Source organism: Eikenella sp., from assembly GCF_057315495.1.
The window spans coordinates 12,014-30,441 of the sequence record NZ_DBHKXY010000028.1 but is presented as its reverse complement, the minus strand read 5'-3'; the positions used below and the strand labels follow the sequence as shown (position 1 = coordinate 30,441).

The following is an 18,428-nucleotide window of genomic DNA, read 5'->3' as shown; positions in this document are numbered from 1 at the left end:
CTGGATAAGCTGTAGAAATATTTTCAGGTAGCCTTAATTGAGGCTACCTGAAAACGTTGCGGGCTTGGGCAACGGTTAAGTGCCGCTGCTCACGCGCAGTTTTTGGCCGGGGTGCAGCACGCTGTTGCTCAAGTTGTTGCTGCGCTTGATGTCGGCCACGGAGGTATTGTAGCGGCGGGCGATGGATTGCAGGGTATCGCCGCTGCGCACGGTGTGGGATACGGTTTGCTGGCGGCTGTTTCTACCATTGCGATCGTTGGTGGCGCGATTATTACGCTCGTTGCCGCGTTCGTTGCGGCTGTTGGGTTTGTTGTCGGCATGGCGGTTGGCAGCCTGTTGATTGCTGCCGCCGCTCACGTGCAATACTTGACCTGGATGGATGTTGTTGCCGCGCAGATTGTTGGCGCGGCTGAGTTCGGCCATATCTACGTTGTAGCGGCGGGCAATGGAATACAGTGTTTCACCGGCCTGCACTTTGTGGGTGACGGTTTGTGCGCCACGGCGGTTGGCCTGCTGTTCTTGGCGGGCCGCGCGGCGTTGGTTGTTGCCAGTGTTGGCGGCCAGCTGGTCGAAGCCGACGTTGTTGGCGCGGCGCGCCTCAGCTTGGGCTTGGCGGCGGGTTTCCTGGGCTTCGGTTTGGGCTAAGGAAGCGCGCACGGCGGCTGCGGCGCTATTGCCGTTGTCGGCTTCGTCGGCAGGCGGGGTGTCGTTTGCCACGCTGTCGTTGTTGGCCAAGGACATCAACGGATCGGGCTGGAGATTGCTGTCGTCGGTAAGCTCGTCGGTTTCAGGTAGCCTGTCTGCGGAGGTAGTGATGTTGCCGGATACAACAGGCTGGGCTACAGATTGGGCAGCCGTTTGGGTAATCGTTGGAGCCGAGGCTACCTGAATATCGGGCGCGCTGATTATGCGCGGCGCAGGCTCGGCAGGGCGGGGGCTATTGGCAGCCAACGCGGCAAAAGCGGCAGGGGCTGGGTTTGTTGCCTGCTGTACGGGCGCACGAACGGGCTCGGGCAGGCGGGCCGGTTGGGCTGAGGCTACCTGAACGGGGGCGGGCGGTGTGACAACAGGCTGGGCAGCCGGTTTGGCAGCAGCCACGGTGCTGGTGCGTTCGGCTATGTTCTGGCTGTTGCGGCGAATAAGGTTGCCCAGCGGGTCGTCGCCGGCGGGCTTGTTATCAGCCAGCATCTGCACGCCGCGGCCGAGCTGGCTGTTATTCAGGCTGTTTTTGGCCACGAGGATAGGCAGGCCGGCACGGATGGTATTGCTGCTCAAGCCGTTGGTGCGGCGCAGGTCGGCCACGCTCACACCGTTGCGGTCGGCAATATCGCTGAGGGTGGTGGCGCCATCAGAGCGCAGGATGTCGTAGGAGAGCAGGGACTCTTTGGGCGCATTGCGCAGGTTGCGCTCGAAGGCGTTTACCGCACCTACGGGCAGAAGCAGTTTGCGTTGGCCGTTTTCGGGCAGGAACACGGGCACTTTGAAGCTGGGGTTGAGCGCTTCAAATTCGGCTTGGCTGATGTTGGCCAGGCGGGTGATGGCGTTAATGTCCATCGGGCTGTCGATGCTGATGGCTTCGAAATAGGGCTTATTTTCGATGTTGGAAAGGTTTAAGCCGAATACTTGCGGGTTGCTCACGAGGTTGCGCACGGCCAGTAGTTTGGGCACGTAATTGCGCGTTTCGTTGGGCATATTGAGGTTTTCATATACCGGCTCGAGCCCCTGGCTGCGGGCGCGGTTCACGGCACGGCTCACGTTGCCTTCGCCCCAGTTGTAGGCAGCCAATGCGAGCGACCAGTCGCCGAACATATTATGCAGATATTGCAGATAGTTCAGCGCGGCATTGGTGGAAGCGTAGATGTCGTGACGGCCATCGTAAATATTGTTTTGCGCCAGGCCGTAGTGGCGGCCAGTGGCGGGCATAAACTGCCACAAGCCGGAGGCGCCCACATGTGAGCGGGCTTTGGTAACGAATGCACTCTCGATAAACGGCAACAAGGCAATTTCGGAGGGCATATTGCGCTTTTCCACTTCGGAGAGAATGTGGTAAAGATAGGGGCGGCTGCGCTCTACGGTGCGGTTGAAATAGGCGCTGCGGGTGCTGTAGTAGGTTTCGTGGCGGCGAACGATTTCCGGGTTGACTTCGCTCATGCGGAAGTCTTGCCGCATACGTCCCCACAGATTGTTGTGATGGGAGGATGGATTGCGCAGAATAGCAGCGTTGAGATTGGTGATGGAGGCGGCAATCTGCTCCGGCGTATAAGTTTGGGCGAGGGCAGCAGCAGGAATTCCCAGGCTTAAAATGGCCAAGGAAAGAAATTTCAATTTACTCATGGCAGAGGAATGAGTCCGTCGTGGTTAACGTTATGATTGGATAAATTTTTTTGGATATTAAAGGCTGGGCGGAAATAGTGTCAAGCCGCAGCTGGGCACTTTGCCGATACGGCATGTGCAAAGATAGAATGATAACACGAGAGGGCGCCCAAACTCTCTTTTCCGGCAGGTTTCTTTACGCTGTATTTTGCAAAATTTTGTTTGACCGGTATGATGGCTGGCAGAATGAGGAGGCGGCATGATAGAAGAACACAGGTTGGCCGAATGGCTGGACAACACCGCCACAGGAGGCTACCTGAAAACAGCGGAACAGACATTTTTTGCTACGCATACGGCCAATCCATATGGCACCACCGTGGTCGCTTCGCTCTGCTGCTGGGATGGCTGGCCGCAGCAGGTGGTGCGGCTGGGGCAGGGTAGGGCGCAGGCAGATGTGGTGTGTGCCCTGCCGCAACTGCCACTGTTGTCAGGTAGCGTGCAAACTTTGCTGCTGCCGCACGGTTTGGAATTATGCGCGCAGCCGGAAGAGTTGCTGCGGGAGTGTTTCCGCGTATTGCTGCCCAATGGCAAGTTGGTACTCAGCGGGTTTAACCCGTATTCGCTGTGGCGCTTCGGGCTACCTGAAAAACAACTCGGCCTGCGCGCCCATGCTCTGCCGTTGCCGAAAGTGCGGCGGATGCTTGCTGAGGCCGGTTTCAGGCCGGATACGGGGCGGTTTATGGCCTATGTGCCGCCATGGGAGAGCGAGCGGACGCTGCAGCGATGGCAGTTTATGGAGCTGGCGGGCAACCGCTGGTGGCCGGCAGCTGCTGCGGCTTATGGCTTGGCAGCAGTGAAAACAGTGTACCCGCTTACCCCGTTGCGCGAAAAGGCCGGCAAACTGCGGGGCGAAGGCTTTTCATTGTTGCCGGGAAATTGCCGGCAGGGCTAGGGCAGAAAATGGTTGTGTTGCTATTGGCGTTTTAGTATAATTCCACTCCTTACCTCGGAAAGGTGGATGAGTGGTTGAAGTCGCACGCCTGGAAAGCGTGTATACGTGAATAGCGTATCGAGGGTTCGAATCCCTTCCTTTCCGCCAGAATATTTTTGCAGGGCATCGGCTTTGCAAAGCCAAGAATAAAAACAGCCGGCCACACCGCCAGGCTGTTTTTTTGTATCTATTTCAGCCAAATAGGCTACCTGAAAGGAGATTCCATGCATTTTGATACTGAAATCATCCACAGCAGCTACAACCCTGATGAGCACAACCGCGCCATCATGCCGCCGATTTATCAAAACAGTATGTTTGCCATGCACCAAATTGGCGAAAACATCCCCTACCGCTATTCCCGCCTCGCCAATCCCACGCGTAAAATTTTGGAAGACACCGTGGCCGAATTGGAGCACGGTTGCGCCGGCTTCGCCTTCGGCAGCGGCATGGCCGGCATCGATGCCGTATTCCGCACCGTATTGCGTCCCGGCGACACCATCATCGCCGTGGCCGATATCTACGGCGGCGCCTACGACCTGCTCACCGAAGTGTATGCCCAATGGGGCGTAAACGTCGTATTCGCCGACCTCACGCTACCTGAAAACCTAGATAAGCTTTTGGCCGAACACAAAGTAAAACTCGTGTGGCTGGAAAGCCCCAGCAATCCGCTGCTGCGGCTGGTGGACATCCCTTTGTTGGCACAAAAAGCCAAAGCCGCCGGCGCGGTGGTGGGCATCGACAACACCTTCGCCACTCCCTATCTGCAAAACCCGCTCGATATGGGCTGCGACATTGTGTTCCATTCTGCCACCAAATACCTCTGCGGCCATTCCGATGTGCTGATGGGCATTGTGGTGGCTAAGGAAGAAGCCTTGGCCAAACGCCTGCAAAGCATCATGGTGAACACCGGCGGCATTGCCGGGCCGATGGATTGCGCCCTTGTGTTGCGCGGCATCAAGACCCTCTCCGTGCGCATGAAGCAGCATCTGGCCAACGCTGCCGAGCTCGCCCGCCGCTTGGAACAACATCCCGCCGTGGCTAAAGTGTTCTATCCGGGCCTGTCCAGCCATGAGCACCACGAATTAGCCAAACGCCAAATGCGCGGCTTCGGCGGCGTGGTGTCGGTATATTTGAAGAAAGACGGCCAAGCCGCTGCCGATTCCGTTATCCGCAATCTCAAACTGCTGCACATGGCCGCCAGCCTCGGCGGCGTGGAAAGCCTGGTGAACCATTCCTTCAGCCAGTCGCACAGCGGCATGAGCCCGACGGTGAAAGAAAAACTCGGTATCCGCGAAGGCCTGCTGCGCTTCTCCGTGGGCATTGAGGACATTGAAGACATTTGGCGCGACATCGATACCGCATTGAATACCACGCTGTAACGCGCCTGCCAAAATGGCAAACAGGCTACCTGAAAATTGTGCTGCATGGCCTTTCAGGTAGCCTTTTATAGTGGATTAAATTTAGATCAGGACAAGGCGGCGAGCCGCAGACAGTACACACGTTACGGCAAGGCGAGCCAACGCTGTACTGGTTTTTGTTAATTCACTATATCTGCCGCCACATTCCCCGAAGCCAGCCCAATCCGCTACAATACGCCCTTTCCCAATAGCGGATTCACTGCGTTTTGCCATGGCATCAGCTTGCCTGGCATCGAAAGCCGGTTAATCCTCTATCTATCTCATTCCGAAAGCCAACATCATGACCATCAAAACCCGTTTCGCCCCCAGCCCCACCGGCTACCTGCATATCGGCGGCGTACGCACCGCGCTGTATTCCTGGGCATTTGCCAGACACCACGGTGGCGAATTCCTGCTGCGTATCGAAGACACCGATTTGGAACGCTCCACCGCCGAGTCTGTGCAAATCATCCTCAACGGCATGCAATGGGTAGGCCTGCACGCCGACAATGCCGATAATATCGTTTACCAAACCCAAAATTTCCAGCGCTACAAAGAGTTAATCCAACAACTGCTGGATTCCGGCCACGCCTACCATTGCTATTGCAGCAAAGAAGAATTGGAGCAGATGCGTGAAAAAGCCGAACGCGAAGGCACGGCCACTTACGACCGCCGCTGGCGGCCGGAAGCCGGTAAAACGCTGCCGGAAATTCCCGCCGGGGTAGAACCCGTGGTCCGCTTCAAAATGCCAACCGACGGTGTAACCAGCTGGAACGATTTGGTGAAAGGCGAAATCAGTATTCCCAACGCCGCGCTAGACGACCTCATCATCGCCCGCGCCGACGGCACGCCCACCTACAACTTCTGCGTGGTGGCCGACGATATGGACATGGGCATCACCCACGTTATCCGCGGCGACGACCATGTGAACAACACGCCGAAGCAAATCAATATTTTCAAAGCCCTCGGCGCCACCCCGCCCGAATACGCCCACCTGCCCATGATTCTGAACGAGCAGGGCAAGAAAATTTCCAAACGCAGCGGCGACACCGTGGCGATTACCGAATACGAAGATCTGGGCATTCTGCCCGAAGCCCTGCTCAATTACCTCGCCCGCTTGGGCTGGGCGCACGGCGACGACGAGTTTTTCAATATGGAGCAGTTCGTGCAATGGTTTGAGCTGGAACACGTTTCTTCCTCCGCCAGCCGCATGGATGCAAAAAAACTGTATTGGATCAACGCCGAACACATCAAAGCCACAAGCAACGCCGAACTGGCCAAACTGGTGCTGCCGCGCTTGGAAAAACAAGGTGTTGCGGTTTCAGGTAGCCCCAAGCTGGAAGACGTGCTGGCACTGGTGAAAGACCGCGCCCACGATTTGAACGCGCTGGCCGCCGAATGCGCCTACTTCTACCGCAAAGCCGTGCCGCTGGAAGCCGATGTGGCCAAACATTGGGATGGCGAAGCTCCCGCCCGAATGCAGCGTTTCGCCGAAAAACTAGCCGAGCTGGCAGAACAGGATTGGACGGCAGAAAACATCCACGCTTTGTTCCCACCGTTCTGCGAAGCCGAAGGCATCAAAATGGGCAAACTCGGTATGCCGCTGCGCCTGGCGGTGTGCGGCACCGCCAAAACGCCGAGCGTGGATGCCGTGTTGGCCTTAATCGGCAAAGAAGAAGTGTTGCGCCGTATCCGCGAATCGGCTTAAGCCTGCGAAAGGCTACCTGAAAGCGGTCATTCTGTTTCAGGTAGCCTCCATCACATCATGAATCAACTCATCCTCGATTTTCCCGCTGCCCCGCCGAGTTTCGATACCTTTCTCGGCCAGGGCAACCGCGAGCTGTTGCAAGTTTTGCGCGAGCAACGCGAGCCCTTTGTGTATGTGTGGGGGCCGGCCGGCGCCGGCAAAAGCCATTTGCTCCAAGCCTGGGCGGCGCAGGCCGAAGCGGCCGGATTGAGCGCACGCTACCTGAATGCTGCCAACGAGCCATTGCACGAGATGCCGCCGGCAGGCTGCCATCTCGCCCTCGACCAAATCGACAGCCTAGATGCCGACGGCCAAGCCGAATTGTTCAATTTCTGCAACCACATCCGCCAAAGCCGGCAGGGCGCGCTCCTGATTGGCGCCAGCGTGCCGCCACCGCGCTTAGCCGTGCGCGAAGACCTGCGCACCCGTATGGGTTACTGCCTGGTGTATGAAATCAAACCGCTCAGCGACGAAGAAAAAATCGCCGCCTTGGTTGAAGCCGCCCGCCTCCACCAAATCCGCATTTCGCCCGATATTTTCCGCTACCTGCTGCACCACTGGCGGCGCGACATCGGCAGCCTGATGGCCATGCTCGACGCGCTCGACCGCCACGCCCTAGCCAGCCACCGCCCCATCACGCTGCCCTTGCTCAAACAACTGCTGCAACAGGATATTTAAACCAATGAACCTCGCCATCTTCGACCTCGACCACACCCTCATCAACTGTGATTCCAGCAGCGAATGGAGCAATTTCTTGCATGAAAAAGGCATCTTCAGCGATGCCGATATGCAGCGCCACCAAGCGTTCGACCAAGACTACCGCAAAGGCTGCCTCGATCTCGATGCCTATCTCGCATTCGTCCTGCGCCCGTTGGCCGAATACAGCCGTGCCGAGTTGGACGAAATGCACCGCGAGTTCATGCAGCGTATCCGCCCAAGTATTACCCAAATGGCCAAAATGCTGGTCGATAGCCACCGTGATGCCGGCGACACACTGCTGTTGATTTCCGCCACCAACGAATTCATCATCACCCCTATCGCCCGCGAATTCGGCATTGAAAACATCATCGGCATCAGCCTTGAAACCAATGATGAAGGCAACTACACCGGCCGCCCGATAGGCACGCCCAGTTTCCAAGAGGGTAAAGTCACCCGCCTGCACCAATGGCTGGCCGAACGCGGCCAAAGCCAGGCCGACTACGAAAAAGTTTATTTCTACAGCGATTCCCGCAACGACCTGCCGCTCTTGGAACAGGTAAACCAACCCGTAGCCGTTAATCCCGATCCAGTGCTCACCCTCACCGCCGCACAGCGCGGCTGGCCGATTTTGGATTTTGTGTGATGATGCTAGCGGCTTAGCCGCAGCATGAAAAAGGCTACCTGAAAATCTTATTGCCAAGGTTTTCAGGTAGCCTTTGGTTTTTATCTATTCCAAACGGCTAATCCACTTCCCGCTCGTGCGGCAGGCGGCCGGCCCAGTCGCTGGCGAACTGGTAGGCGGTGCGGCCGGAGCGGCTGCCGCGCATCTGTGCCCATTGGAGGGCGGCGCGGCGGGCGGTGTCGCCCAGCGGCAGGCCGGCATCGGCCAGCCAGCTTTCGGCAGCGGCGAGGTAGTCTTCTTGGCTGAAGGGGTAGAAGCTGAGCCAAAGGCCGAAGCGGTCGGAGAGGGAGACTTTTTCTTCCACGGCTTCCTGCGGGTGTACTTCGCCGCGCTCGCCGGTGCGGGCAAGGTTGTCGGCCATGTGCTCGGGCATGAGGTGGCGGCGGTTGGAGGTGGCATACACCAATACGTTGTCGGCGCGGCGGGAGAGGCCGCCGTCCAGCGCGGTTTTGAGGGCTTTGTAGCTGTCTTCGCCGTCTTCAAAGGAGAGGTCGTCGCAGAAAACGATGAATTTTTCGCTGCGTGGGGCGAGTAAATCGAGCAGGGCGGGTAGGCCGGCCAGGTCGTGTTTGTCCACTTCAATCAGGCGCAGGCCGCGCTCGGCGTATTCGTGCAGCAGGGCTTTAATGAGCGAGGATTTGCCCGTGCCGCGCGCGCCGGTGAGGAGGGCGTTGTTGGCTGGGCGGCCGGCTAGGAATTGCTCGGTGTTGCGCACCAGGCGCTGGGTTTGCGGGCTGATGGCACACAGGCGGGCGAGGGGAAAAGTGTGCGGGCGGGGCAGGGCGGTGAGCAAGCCGCCGTTGCCGTGTTTCTGCCAGCGGAAGGCGATGGCTTGCCAATCGGGTTCGCGCTGTTCGGGCGGCAGGATTTGGTCGAGGCGGCGCAGTACGGAGGCAGCCTGGGTGAGGAAGGGTTTGAGTTTCATGATGGGGTTGGATGGCTGGTTATCAAAGGAGGGAAGGCTACCTGAAAATGGCGGCACGGCACAAGGGGCAGGGCGGCGATAGCCGGTTGCTATGGCAATGGAAATTGTCATTTGCCCGCCCTGGCAGTATCATTGCCCATTTTTCAAGAAAGCCGCCATGAGCACCGTATTGATTCAAGACTACCTGCGCACCCAAGGCCTGAAACTGCCGGCAGAGGCGGTGCAGATCGCCATGCTCACTGCCAGTAGCGTGATGGCAGCGGGCAGGGCGGAGATTGAGCCGGAAATCCTGTGGTATCGCGGTGCAGACGGCGCATTGGAGCAACATCTGCCGCGCAACGAAGCGCACCACGCCCGGCTGCGCCAAATCTTTATGGCGCTCGATTCCGCCTACACCGCCAGCCCCTGCCGCAGTGCCGCCGTGTATCTGCTGCACACACCAGGCAGCCTGTTGCACCTGGTGGCACAAGGCAAGCCGTTGGAAAAGCTGCTCGCGGTAGAGCAAGACTTAGAAGCCGCACACACTGTCCACCTGGCCACACGCAGCGCGCAAACTGGCTGGCTGAACCAAATAGACGACGTCGCCCAATGGCTGCAAAACGGCGACCTCGCCGGCAGCCGACACCGCCCCGGCAGCCAGCTGGCCGTGCCGGTATGCGCCGAAAACGGCCGCGTGCTCGGCGTGGTGTATCTCGAGCATGGCCACACCGCCGCCTTCGACGAAGCCGCCCAAAGTATCTGGGTCGGCCTGGCTCTCGCCCTGACCGAACCGCTTGCCGCCTTGTTGCAACCGGAAGAAGCCACCGAATAAAGGCTACCTGAAAAATTAAAAATAACCATTCCACGCACAACACAATAAGTAACCACCATGACCCCGCTAAAATTCATCGCAGCCTGCCGCCTGCCCACCGAATACGGCATCTTCACTATGCACGGTTTCGAAGAGCCCAGCGGCCAAGAACACATTGCCCTGAGCATGGGCGACATCGCCAACGGCGAGCCCGTGCTCTCCCGCATCCATTCCGAATGCCTCACCGGCGACGCGCTGTTTTCGCAAAAATGCGACTGCGGCCCCCAGCTGCAAGCCGCCATGCAGGCCGTGCAGCGCGAAGGGCGCGGCGTGATTGTGTATCTGCGCCAAGAAGGGCGCGGCATCGGCCTGATCAATAAAATCCGCGCCTATGCGCTGCAAGACCAAGGCCTCGACACCGTAGAAGCCAACCTCGCCCTCGGCTTGCCCATAGACGCCCGTGATTTCAGTTTGGCCCAAGCTATCTACCAACACCTCGGCGTCCACTTCATCCGCCTGCTTACCAATAATCCCGATAAAATCAACAAGATGGAGCAAAGCGGCATTAAAATCACCGAACGCGTGCCGCTCTTGGTGGGCCAAAACCGCGAAAACACAGGCTACCTGCAAACCAAAGCCGCCAAACTCGGCCATTTGATCGACAACTGATTTTTCAGGTAGCCTCCTGCCCAAGGCCACCTGAAACCTAAAATCCACCCAACAAAGGCAACTTCCATGACCCTCCGCATCGGACAAGGCTACGACGTCCACCAGCTCGTGCCCGGCCGCCCGCTCATTCTCGGCGGCGTAACCATCCCCTTTGAAAAAGGCCTGCTCGGCCATTCCGATGCCGACGCCCTGCTGCATGCCATCACCGATGCCCTGCTTGGAGCCGCCGCCTTGGGCGATATTGGCACCCACTTCCCCGACTCCGCCGCCGAACATAAAGACGCCGACAGCCGCGCCCTGTTGCGCCAAACCTACGCTGCTGTGCAAGCCCAAGGCTGGCGCGTAGTGAACGTGGACAGCACCATCATCGCCCAGCAGCCCAAATTGCGCCCCCATATCGACGCCATGCGCGCCAACATCGCTGCCGACTTGGGGCTGGCTGAGAACTGCGTCAATATCAAAGGCAAAACTAACGAAAAACTCGGCTACCTCGGCCGCATGGAAGGCATCGAAGCCCAAGCCGTGGTGCTGCTGGAAAGGGCTGGCGGATAAACCCCGAATTCCGAGTATAAAAACGAAAAACTAGCGGGAGGGGTGCGGATTTGCCAAGCCGCCCGTTTTTCAGGTAGCCTCAAGCCCCATCAGGCTACCTGAAACCGGATTTGCCCCTTCTTTCCTTTTCAGGTAGCCTCTTTGCCACCAGCCGGAAAGGCCGCACGATGAAATTCACCAATCTCCACCAAAACTTTATCCTCCTCGCCCCGTTCAGCATCAAGCAACACCTTGAAAACCGTGCCTTCTGGCCCACCTTCATCAACGAAATCACTCCCTTCGCCGGAAAAATCAAAGGAATACCGCGCATCGGCGCCGGCCAGTATGACGGCAACGGGAAAGTCAAACTCGGCCGTCTATCGTGGTGCGCGGAAATATTGCAGAAACTTGCCGATAACTACTACCTCAGCGCCCAGCCGGAAGCCTTTGAATTTTCCTACCTCAATGCCGATTTCCCCAGCCCCGTTACCTGTTCCAAGCAAGACACCACACCGGCACTTACCCTGATGCTGGATGACGCCAGTTACGTCGGCCTGCCGCAGAGCGGCCTGCTGCTCAGCTTCCGCCAAGATTATTTCGACGAACTGGGCGAAACTGTTGTGTACGAATTGCTCGACCGCCTCAGTGCGCTGCTGCAAGCCGGTTTGCGCCTGCGGAAACAAACGCAATACGGCCTACCCCTGCAATGAAGGCCTTTCCGGCGCATGGCAAGACTGCATCATGGATTTATTCCCCTCCCATGCCGCCGAGCTGACGAAAAAAGGCTGGGAAATTAAAAAAGATTTTGCCGGCTGGGCAAAGTTCTAAATCCCGTCCGCCAAAGCAAAAGAGCAGGGCGGCCGCATACCCAAACTCCCGCCCGCATAGTAGAATAAGGCTACCTGAAACGAAGCCAAGCCCACCAATCACGATAACAGGAGAACACTATGTCCGCCCAAGACCAACTCAAACGCACCGCCGCCCAAAAAGCCCTCGAATTCGTGCCCGAAAATGCCTACATCGGCATCGGCACCGGCAGCACCGTAAACTTTTTCATCGAAGAGCTGGCCAATAGCGGCATCCGCATCAAAGGTGCCGTTTCCACCTCCAAAGCCACCAGCGAACTCTTGAAACAACACGGCATTCCCGAAGTGCCGCTCACCGAAGCCGCCGAGCTGCCCGTGTATATCGACGGCGCCGACGAAGTCAACCACAGCCTGCAAATGATTAAAGGCGGCGGCGGTGCGCTGTTGGCCGAAAAAATCGTGGCCAGCGCCGCCGAAAAATTCGTTTGTATCGTAGATGAGAGCAAATACGTTTCCAGGCTGGGCAAATTCCCACTGCCGATCGAAATCATCCCTGCCGCCCGCTCGCTGGTATCGCGCCAGCTGCTCAAATACGGCGGCAGCCCGCAGCTGCGCTTGAATTTCACCACCGACAGCGGCCACAAAATCATCGATGTGCACAATATGCCCATCAACGAGCCACTCAAACTGGAAGACGAACTCAACCGCATCCCCGGCATCGTGGAAAACGGCCTGTTCGCCCGCCATCCCGCCCACGTGCTGATTATCGGCCGGGCAGAAGGCGCAGAAGTGATCAAAATCGGCAGCTGATTGCAGCCGTTTGGCCGGGTAGGGCGGTAGGCTACCTGAAAATGGCAGCCTGCAATAGGGGCGCAAACTTGCCCCAGGCTGGCGCACAACCGCACGCGCTCGCCTGGATATTTCCATATTTCAGGTAGCCTCAAGCAGCATTCATCAGGCTACCTGAAAACATCAAGCCAATTGAAAATACGCAATCTTTACGCAGGAAGACAAGTTTCTGCATATCCATCACCAGCTCAATCCATCAGAAAGGAAACGCATGAAACTGCAAGATAGAGTCATCCTGATTACCGGCGCATCACAAGGCCTTGGGGCAGAAGCCGCCCGCGCCTGTGCCGAAGCCGGCGCCACCGTAGTGTTGGTGGGGAGGCATCAGAAAAAGCTGGAAAAAGTGTACGACACCATCGTTTCCGCCGGCTGTCCCGAGCCCTTTGCCGTGGTGTTCGACTTGATGGCCGCTGAAGAACAGGAATACGAACGCCTGGCCAAAGCCGTGGCCGAAGCCACTGGCGGCCGTCTCAACGGCATCATTCATAGTGCCGCCTATTTTTACGCACTCTCGCCGCTCGAATTCCAAACTGTGGCTGAGTGGGTAAACCAATACCGCATCAACACCGTCGCTCCCATGGCGCTCACCCGCGCCTGCCTGCCTATGCTGCAGGCCGCCTCCGACGCATCGGTGGCCTTTATCGGCGAGAGCCACGGTGAAACCCCGCAAGCCTACTGGGGCGGCTTCGGCGCCTCCAAAGCCGCTTTGAACTATTTGTGCAAAGTTGCCGCCGATGAATGGGCGCGTTTTCCCAATCTGCGCGCCAATGTACTCGTTCCCGGCCCCATTAACTCCCCACAACGCATGAAAACCCATCCCGGCGAATCCCGCAGCGAACGCCGCGAATTAAGCGAACTCGCCCCTGAGTTTGTGTATTGGATGAGCGAGGAAAGCAAAGGCCGCAGTGGCGAGATTGTGTATCTATAAGTAGTTTAAATTGGTGCAGCAGATTTTCAGGTAGCCTGATTGCATGTGAGAAGGCTACCTGAAAATTTTCGCTGCCTTGCAGATTGTTTACCACCAGCAAATGTATATTATTAGCCTGCATAAAATGAATAATACTAAAATTCGCATAATGTATATTATGTAAAATTATTCGTAAGTAATATTGAATCGTATGCCTGAGTTGTATACAGATGGCTTTGCTACTTATGCTGATCTTTTAAAATATACGCCTTCAAAAAACGCCGAAACGGATTGATTGACCGTTTCGGCGTTTGTTTATTATTGCGGAACAGATTTAAGCAAAATCCAATTTACCTAACACGAAGTCGATATCTTTATCACCACGGCCGGAAAGATTTACCAGCAGGCGTTTGCTGCTGTCGAGTTCGGCGGCACGGCGTAAGGCATAGGCAACGGCGTGGGCGGATTCGAGCGCGGGAATAATGCCTTCTTCGCGTGAGAGTGTCAGGAAGGCACTGAGGCATTCGGTATCGGTGGCGGTTTCGTAGCGACCGCGGCCGATATCCTTCAAATGGCAATGCTGCGGGCCGACGCCGGGGTAATCCAGACCGGAGGCGATGGAATGTACGGCGGCGGGAGTGCCGTCTTCGTTTTGCAGGTAGTAGCAGTTGAAGCCTTGGATATTGCCGAATTTGCCTTTGGTCATGGTGGCGGCGTGGCGGCCGGGCTTGTCGAGGCCTTCTCCTGCAGGCTCTACGCCCACCAAGGCTACGGATTGGTCTTCCATAAAGGCGTTGAACAGGCCGATGGCGTTGGAACCGCCGCCCACGCAAGCGATGACTTCATCCGGCAAGCCGCCCTGCTCGCGCTGGAATTGTTCGCGCGCTTCGTGGCCGACAATGCTTTGGAAATAGGCCACCATTTCGGGATACGGTGCCGGGCCAACCACGGAGCCGATGGCAAACATGCTGCTGTCGATTTGTTCCAGATAGGCGGCAAAAGCGCTATCAACGGCTTCTTTAAGCGTACCGGCGCCGGCGGATACGGGCACGAGTTTGGCGCCGAGGATTTTCATGCGGGATACATTGGGATGCTCTTTGGCAATATCGACCACGCCCATGTGGATTTCGCATTCGAGCCCGAGCAAGGCAGCGGCGGTGGCCAGCGCTACGCCGTGTTGGCCTGCGCCGGTTTCGGCGATCACTTTTTTCTTGCCGAGTTTTTTAGCCAGCAGCACTTCGCCGATGCAGTGGTTGATTTTGTGGGCGCCGGTGTGGTTGAGGTCTTCGCGTTTGAGGAAGATTTGTGCGCCACGTTTGGAGAGGGTGCGGGCATGGTAGATGGGGCTGGGGCGGCCGACATAGGTGGCTTGCAGGCGTTTCATTTCGCTGATGAAATCGGCATCGCGGATGATGCTGTGAAAGCCGGCTTCCAGTTCGGAGAGGGCTTGGGCAAGGGCGGGATGGCCGATGCGGCCGCCGTGTTGGCCGAAGTTGCCGTTTTGATCGGGAAGGATGAGGGGGTTGAGCTGCTCTTGAATCATGTTTTCTCCTGTTGGGTGTGAGAAGGGATGGTTTTCAGGTAGCCCTTTGAGGATGGGAGGCTACCTGAAAAATGGAAATGGCCGCCCTGCCCTGTTTTCAGGTAGCCTCTGCCCGGGTAAGCAGCATCGCATCGCCGTAGCTGAAAAAGCGGTATTGCTGCTCGATGGCATGGCGGTAGGCGGCGCGGATGTGTTCGACGCCGGAAAAGGCACTCACCAGCATCAGCAGGGTGGACTTGGGCAGGTGGAAGTTGGTAATCAGGCCGTCGGCTACCTGAAAGCGGTAGCCCGGGGTGATGAAAATATCGGTATCGCCCTCGCCTGCTTGCAGATGGCCGCTTTGGGCTGCGGCTTCCAGGCTGCGCATGGAGGTGGTACCGACAGCCCATACGCGTTTGCCGTTTGCTTTGGTTTCCGCAATGGCGGCAACGGTTTCGGCGGGGATGCTATACCACTCTTTATGCATTTTATGTTCGGCAATATTTTCGCTGCGCACGGGCTGGAAGGTGCCGGCGCCCACGTGCAGGGTAATTTCGGCGCGGCGGATACCGTTTGCCTGCAGTTGGTTCAACAATTCAGAGGTGAAGTGCAAGCCGGCGGTGGGAGCGGCAACGGCGCCTTGGTGTTTGGCGTAAATGGTTTGGTAGCGTTCGTCGTCGGCTGCGTCGGCAGCACGCTCAATATAGGGCGGCAGCGGCAAGCGGCCGGTTTGTTCGAGAATTTGGTATACGTTGAGGCTACCTGAAAACCGCAGCTTAAAAAGCTCGCCTTCGCGTTCTTCCATTTGCGCCCGAATGCCGCCGTCAAATTCCAGCAGGCTGCCGGGTTTGGGCGACTTGGAGGAGCGGATGTGCGCCAGGGCGCAGTGTTCGCCCAATACGCGTTCGATCAAGGCTTCAATGCGCCCGCCGCTGGCTTTGTGCCCGAATAGGCGGGCTTTCATCACTTTGGTGTTGTTGAACACAAGCAGGTCTCCGGCTTCGATCAGGTTTGGCAGCTCGGCAAACAGGCGGTCACATAGGAGGCCGTCTGAGCGGGCATCGAGCAGTCGGCTGCTGCCGCGCTGTTTGGGCGGCTGTTGGGCAATCAGGTGTTCGGGCAGGTGGAAATCGAAATCGGCAAGCTGCATGGCACAGTAGGCAGACGGAGAAAAGCGGGCATTATATAACCATTTTGCCTGGGTGTTTGGGGTTTACATTTTCAGGTAGCCTCATATCGGCAAAGGCTACCTGAAAAATTGGCAAGGGTTTTAAACCGATATTTTCAGATTACCCTCCTCCACCTCTGAAAAAATCGGCTAAAACCCTTGCCAGACGGGCATAAAGCAGCTACCTTTCGTTTGATTCCCTGTTGCGTACGGTATTTCGATGAGCAAACAGCTGTATTCCGGCAAAATTTGGAGCAAACTCTGGCTGAAAGCGCTGCTTTTCGGCCTGGTTTTGTTGGCATTGTGGCTGGGTGCATCATTCGGTTTGAGCCGATTGCTCAGTGAAGCCCGCATCCGCCAAACCGCCAATCAAATGCTGGCTGCGCAAGGCCAGCAGCTGAATTTCGACGGCCGCCAAATCGAACGCGGCTGGTTTCCCTACCCTTATGTGGTGCTGCACCAAGTGGGATTGAGCCGTGCGCAGGAAAACGGCCAAACGCTGGATGCCGAGGCCGTGCGGCTTTCATTTAGTTGGTCGGCTTTGTGGGGCGATGTATCTATCCACAGCTTGCACCTGCAACGTGCCAGCATCAGCGCACGTCGGCTGGAAAGCGGGCAATGGGAAGTGGCTGGATTCACTGCTAACCAAACAGCGAGCAGCACCCTGCCCCGCCATATCGAACTTGATGATTGTTCCCTGCGTCTGCAATACGGCGAACAAAAACAAACCCTGCGCCAAGTGTCTGGCTTTATCGATCGTGCCGACGAAAACTTTAGCCTCTCTGCCAGCCTGTTTACCCCGCAGGAATACCGGATAGAAGCTTCCGGCGCTTATAGCGGCAGCCACTTTGAACAACTTCAAGCCAATTTGGCTGGCTTCCTACCCGACGGCCAGCCCTTCACCGCCGCCTGGCAAGGCAATGCCGACTATACCCCCGGGCAAAGCCGCCTCAACACCAAAGAAGGCCGCCTCAGCATCCAAATCCCCGATTGGCAGCTCAACATCGAAGGCAATACCCGCAACTGGCAACTCACCCCCGGCAGCGCCGTATTGCCCGAAACCCACATCATCTTCAGCAACGCCGACCCAGCAAACGGCCAGCCCCCCGCCGATGCCGTGCGCCACAGCGGCAGCGGCAGCATCAACAAAGTCTCCTATCAAAACCAAACCCTGGAAATCGGCAGCTTCCAAATCAGCGGCACCGCCGAATACGGCCGGGGCAGCAGCGGCTACAGCGCCAACGGCCGCCTCCAAGCCGGCCCTGGCCATTTCCAAATCGACAGCCTCTACCTCAGCACCCGCCACAACGCCGCCCCCGGCAGCATGCCCTACCTCTCCGGCCAATGGCACGGCCAAGCCGCCGGCAACGGCCAAAGCTGGAACGCCGAGCTGCAAGGCAGCCTCGACAACAACGAAGGCTACCTGAAAATTTCCGGCAGCCTCAGCGAACAAGGCCACGACATCCAAGCTGCCCTCAACCTGAGCAAACTCTCCCTCAGCGGCTACCTCGAATCCGAGCGCCCCGCCGCCGCCGAAAACACCCTGCCCCTATGGCTCCAATATTGGCCGCAGGCCCTGAGCCGCCGCCAAATCAGCCTCACCCTCGATATCGGCACACTCGAAAGCTCCGGCCTGCAAATCCAAAACTTCCACAGCACCCTGCACCTTGATGCCGACAAGCTCGAAGCCCAAACCATCAAAATGCAGATGTACGAAGGCAGCGCCGAAGGCAGCGCCGTGTTGCACCAAGGCAGCCGCCCCAAATGGGAAGCCGCCCTCCAATTCAGCAACATCCAAATCAAACCCATGCTGCAAGACGCCTTCCGCTTCAACCACCTCAGCGGGCGCGGCAACGCATCCTTCCGCCTGGGTGCCGAAGGCCTCAAACGCAGCGAATGGCACACCACCCTAGCCGGGCGCGGCAAAATCGTGCTCGACAACGGCGCGTGGCAAGGCATCAACCTCGGCAAACTCCTCAACAGGCCCGAGAATCTACCCGCCCAAAACCTGATCCGCTACAACGCCGAGAGCAGCACCCCCTTCCGCCATTTCAGCATCGAAGCCAGTGTAGAAAACGGCATCGGCACCACCCCGCGCCTCAGCCTGCAAAGCGACAGCCTCAACCTCAGCGGCCAAGGCAACTTCGACATTCGAACTGCTACCCTCAACTACGCCGTGCTCGCTAGCGCAGGCCAAGACCTCTGGTTGCCGCTTAAAATCAACGGCAGCATCAGCCGCCCCAACTTCGCCCTCGACTACCAACGCATCACCGGCAATCTGCAAAGCCCCGAACAAAAACAACGCGCCTTGCAAGATGTACTGCAACAGCAATGGCAGTGGATACAGAAACTGCCGGAGAACCAACAGCCATAGCTGTGCCACCTTGCTTCCAAATTTGCTTGTCTTTTCCTAGTAATAAGTTTCAGGTAGC

At 57.6% G+C, this 18,428-nt stretch carries 16 protein-coding genes and 1 tRNA gene; 13 read left to right on the top strand and 4 right to left on the bottom strand.

Annotated elements, in window-relative coordinates; genetic code table 11:
• Positions 1 to 75: 75 nt before the first annotated feature.
• Complete coding sequence (locus ACO6EE_RS04395; RefSeq protein ID WP_485959520.1) at positions 76 to 2,334, bottom strand: LysM peptidoglycan-binding domain-containing protein; 2,259 nt, start codon at positions 2,332 to 2,334, stop codon at positions 76 to 78.
• A gap of 238 nt (positions 2,335 to 2,572) precedes the next feature.
• Here ACO6EE_RS04395 and ACO6EE_RS04390 point away from each other — a divergent pair, with 238 nt between their 5' ends.
• The 6 genes from ACO6EE_RS04390 to ACO6EE_RS04365 all read left to right on the top strand — a co-directional run bounded on the left by ACO6EE_RS04390 (position 2,573) and on the right by ACO6EE_RS04365 (position 7,790).
• Positions 2,573 to 3,265, top strand: a complete 693-nt coding sequence (locus tag ACO6EE_RS04390) for a class I SAM-dependent methyltransferase (RefSeq protein ID WP_485959518.1) — start codon at positions 2,573 to 2,575, stop codon at positions 3,263 to 3,265.
• A gap of 56 nt (positions 3,266 to 3,321) precedes the next feature.
• Positions 3,322 to 3,412, top strand: a tRNA-Ser gene (locus ACO6EE_RS04385).
• 116 nt (positions 3,413 to 3,528) lie between these two features.
• A complete protein-coding gene (locus tag ACO6EE_RS04380; RefSeq protein ID WP_485959516.1) occupies positions 3,529 to 4,683 on the top strand; it encodes a trans-sulfuration enzyme family protein in 1,155 nt (384 codons plus the stop codon).
• A gap of 319 nt (positions 4,684 to 5,002) precedes the next feature.
• On the top strand, positions 5,003 to 6,409 hold the full coding sequence (gene gltX, locus ACO6EE_RS04375) for a glutamate--tRNA ligase (RefSeq protein WP_485959514.1): 1,407 nt from the start codon (positions 5,003 to 5,005) through the stop codon (positions 6,407 to 6,409).
• 57 nt (positions 6,410 to 6,466) lie between these two features.
• Positions 6,467 to 7,126, top strand: a complete 660-nt coding sequence (gene hda / locus ACO6EE_RS04370; RefSeq protein WP_485959512.1) for a DnaA regulatory inactivator Hda — start codon at positions 6,467 to 6,469, stop codon at positions 7,124 to 7,126.
• Positions 7,127 to 7,130: 4 nt separating this feature from the next.
• A complete protein-coding gene (locus ACO6EE_RS04365) occupies positions 7,131 to 7,790 on the top strand; it encodes an HAD family hydrolase (protein WP_485959510.1) in 660 nt (219 codons plus the stop codon).
• 97 nt (positions 7,791 to 7,887) lie between these two features.
• Here the strand turns inward: ACO6EE_RS04365 and ACO6EE_RS04360 are convergent, their stop codons facing one another.
• A complete protein-coding gene (locus tag ACO6EE_RS04360) occupies positions 7,888 to 8,754 on the bottom strand; it encodes an ATP-binding protein (protein WP_485959625.1) in 867 nt (288 codons plus the stop codon).
• A 157-nt stretch (positions 8,755 to 8,911) separates the two neighbouring features.
• Between ACO6EE_RS04360 and ACO6EE_RS04355 the strand changes: the two genes are divergently transcribed.
• From ACO6EE_RS04355 to ACO6EE_RS04330, 6 genes are all read left to right on the top strand, one after another.
• The gene (locus ACO6EE_RS04355; RefSeq protein ID WP_485959508.1) at positions 8,912 to 9,565 is read left to right on the top strand and encodes a GAF domain-containing protein; all 654 of its coding nucleotides are present in this window, start codon (positions 8,912 to 8,914) and stop codon (positions 9,563 to 9,565) included.
• Positions 9,566 to 9,622: 57 nt separating this feature from the next.
• Positions 9,623 to 10,213, top strand: a complete 591-nt coding sequence (gene ribA / locus ACO6EE_RS04350) for a GTP cyclohydrolase II (protein WP_485959506.1) — start codon at positions 9,623 to 9,625, stop codon at positions 10,211 to 10,213.
• A gap of 66 nt (positions 10,214 to 10,279) precedes the next feature.
• On the top strand, positions 10,280 to 10,765 hold the full coding sequence (gene ispF / locus ACO6EE_RS04345) for a 2-C-methyl-D-erythritol 2,4-cyclodiphosphate synthase (RefSeq protein ID WP_485959504.1): 486 nt from the start codon (positions 10,280 to 10,282) through the stop codon (positions 10,763 to 10,765).
• Positions 10,766 to 10,875: 110 nt separating this feature from the next.
• The gene (locus ACO6EE_RS04340; RefSeq protein ID WP_485959501.1) at positions 10,876 to 11,454 is read left to right on the top strand and encodes a hypothetical protein; all 579 of its coding nucleotides are present in this window, start codon (positions 10,876 to 10,878) and stop codon (positions 11,452 to 11,454) included.
• Positions 11,455 to 11,691: 237 nt separating this feature from the next.
• Complete coding sequence (gene rpiA, locus ACO6EE_RS04335) at positions 11,692 to 12,360, top strand: ribose-5-phosphate isomerase RpiA (RefSeq protein WP_485959499.1); 669 nt, start codon at positions 11,692 to 11,694, stop codon at positions 12,358 to 12,360.
• A gap of 250 nt (positions 12,361 to 12,610) precedes the next feature.
• Positions 12,611 to 13,327: an SDR family oxidoreductase gene (locus tag ACO6EE_RS04330; protein WP_023886541.1), complete on the top strand. Its 717-nt coding sequence runs from the start codon at positions 12,611 to 12,613 to the stop codon at positions 13,325 to 13,327.
• Positions 13,328 to 13,640: 313 nt separating this feature from the next.
• Here ACO6EE_RS04330 and trpB read toward each other — a convergent pair whose 3' ends face one another.
• On the bottom strand, positions 13,641 to 14,849 hold the full coding sequence (trpB, locus tag ACO6EE_RS04325; protein WP_485959496.1) for a tryptophan synthase subunit beta: 1,209 nt from the start codon (positions 14,847 to 14,849) through the stop codon (positions 13,641 to 13,643).
• 97 nt (positions 14,850 to 14,946) lie between these two features.
• A complete protein-coding gene (queA, locus tag ACO6EE_RS04320; RefSeq protein ID WP_485959494.1) occupies positions 14,947 to 15,978 on the bottom strand; it encodes a tRNA preQ1(34) S-adenosylmethionine ribosyltransferase-isomerase QueA in 1,032 nt (343 codons plus the stop codon).
• Between the two features lie 238 nt (positions 15,979 to 16,216).
• Between queA and ACO6EE_RS04315 the strand changes: the two genes are divergently transcribed.
• Complete coding sequence (locus tag ACO6EE_RS04315; RefSeq protein ID WP_485959492.1) at positions 16,217 to 18,370, top strand: AsmA family protein; 2,154 nt, start codon at positions 16,217 to 16,219, stop codon at positions 18,368 to 18,370.
• Positions 18,371 to 18,428: the final 58 nt, after the last annotated feature.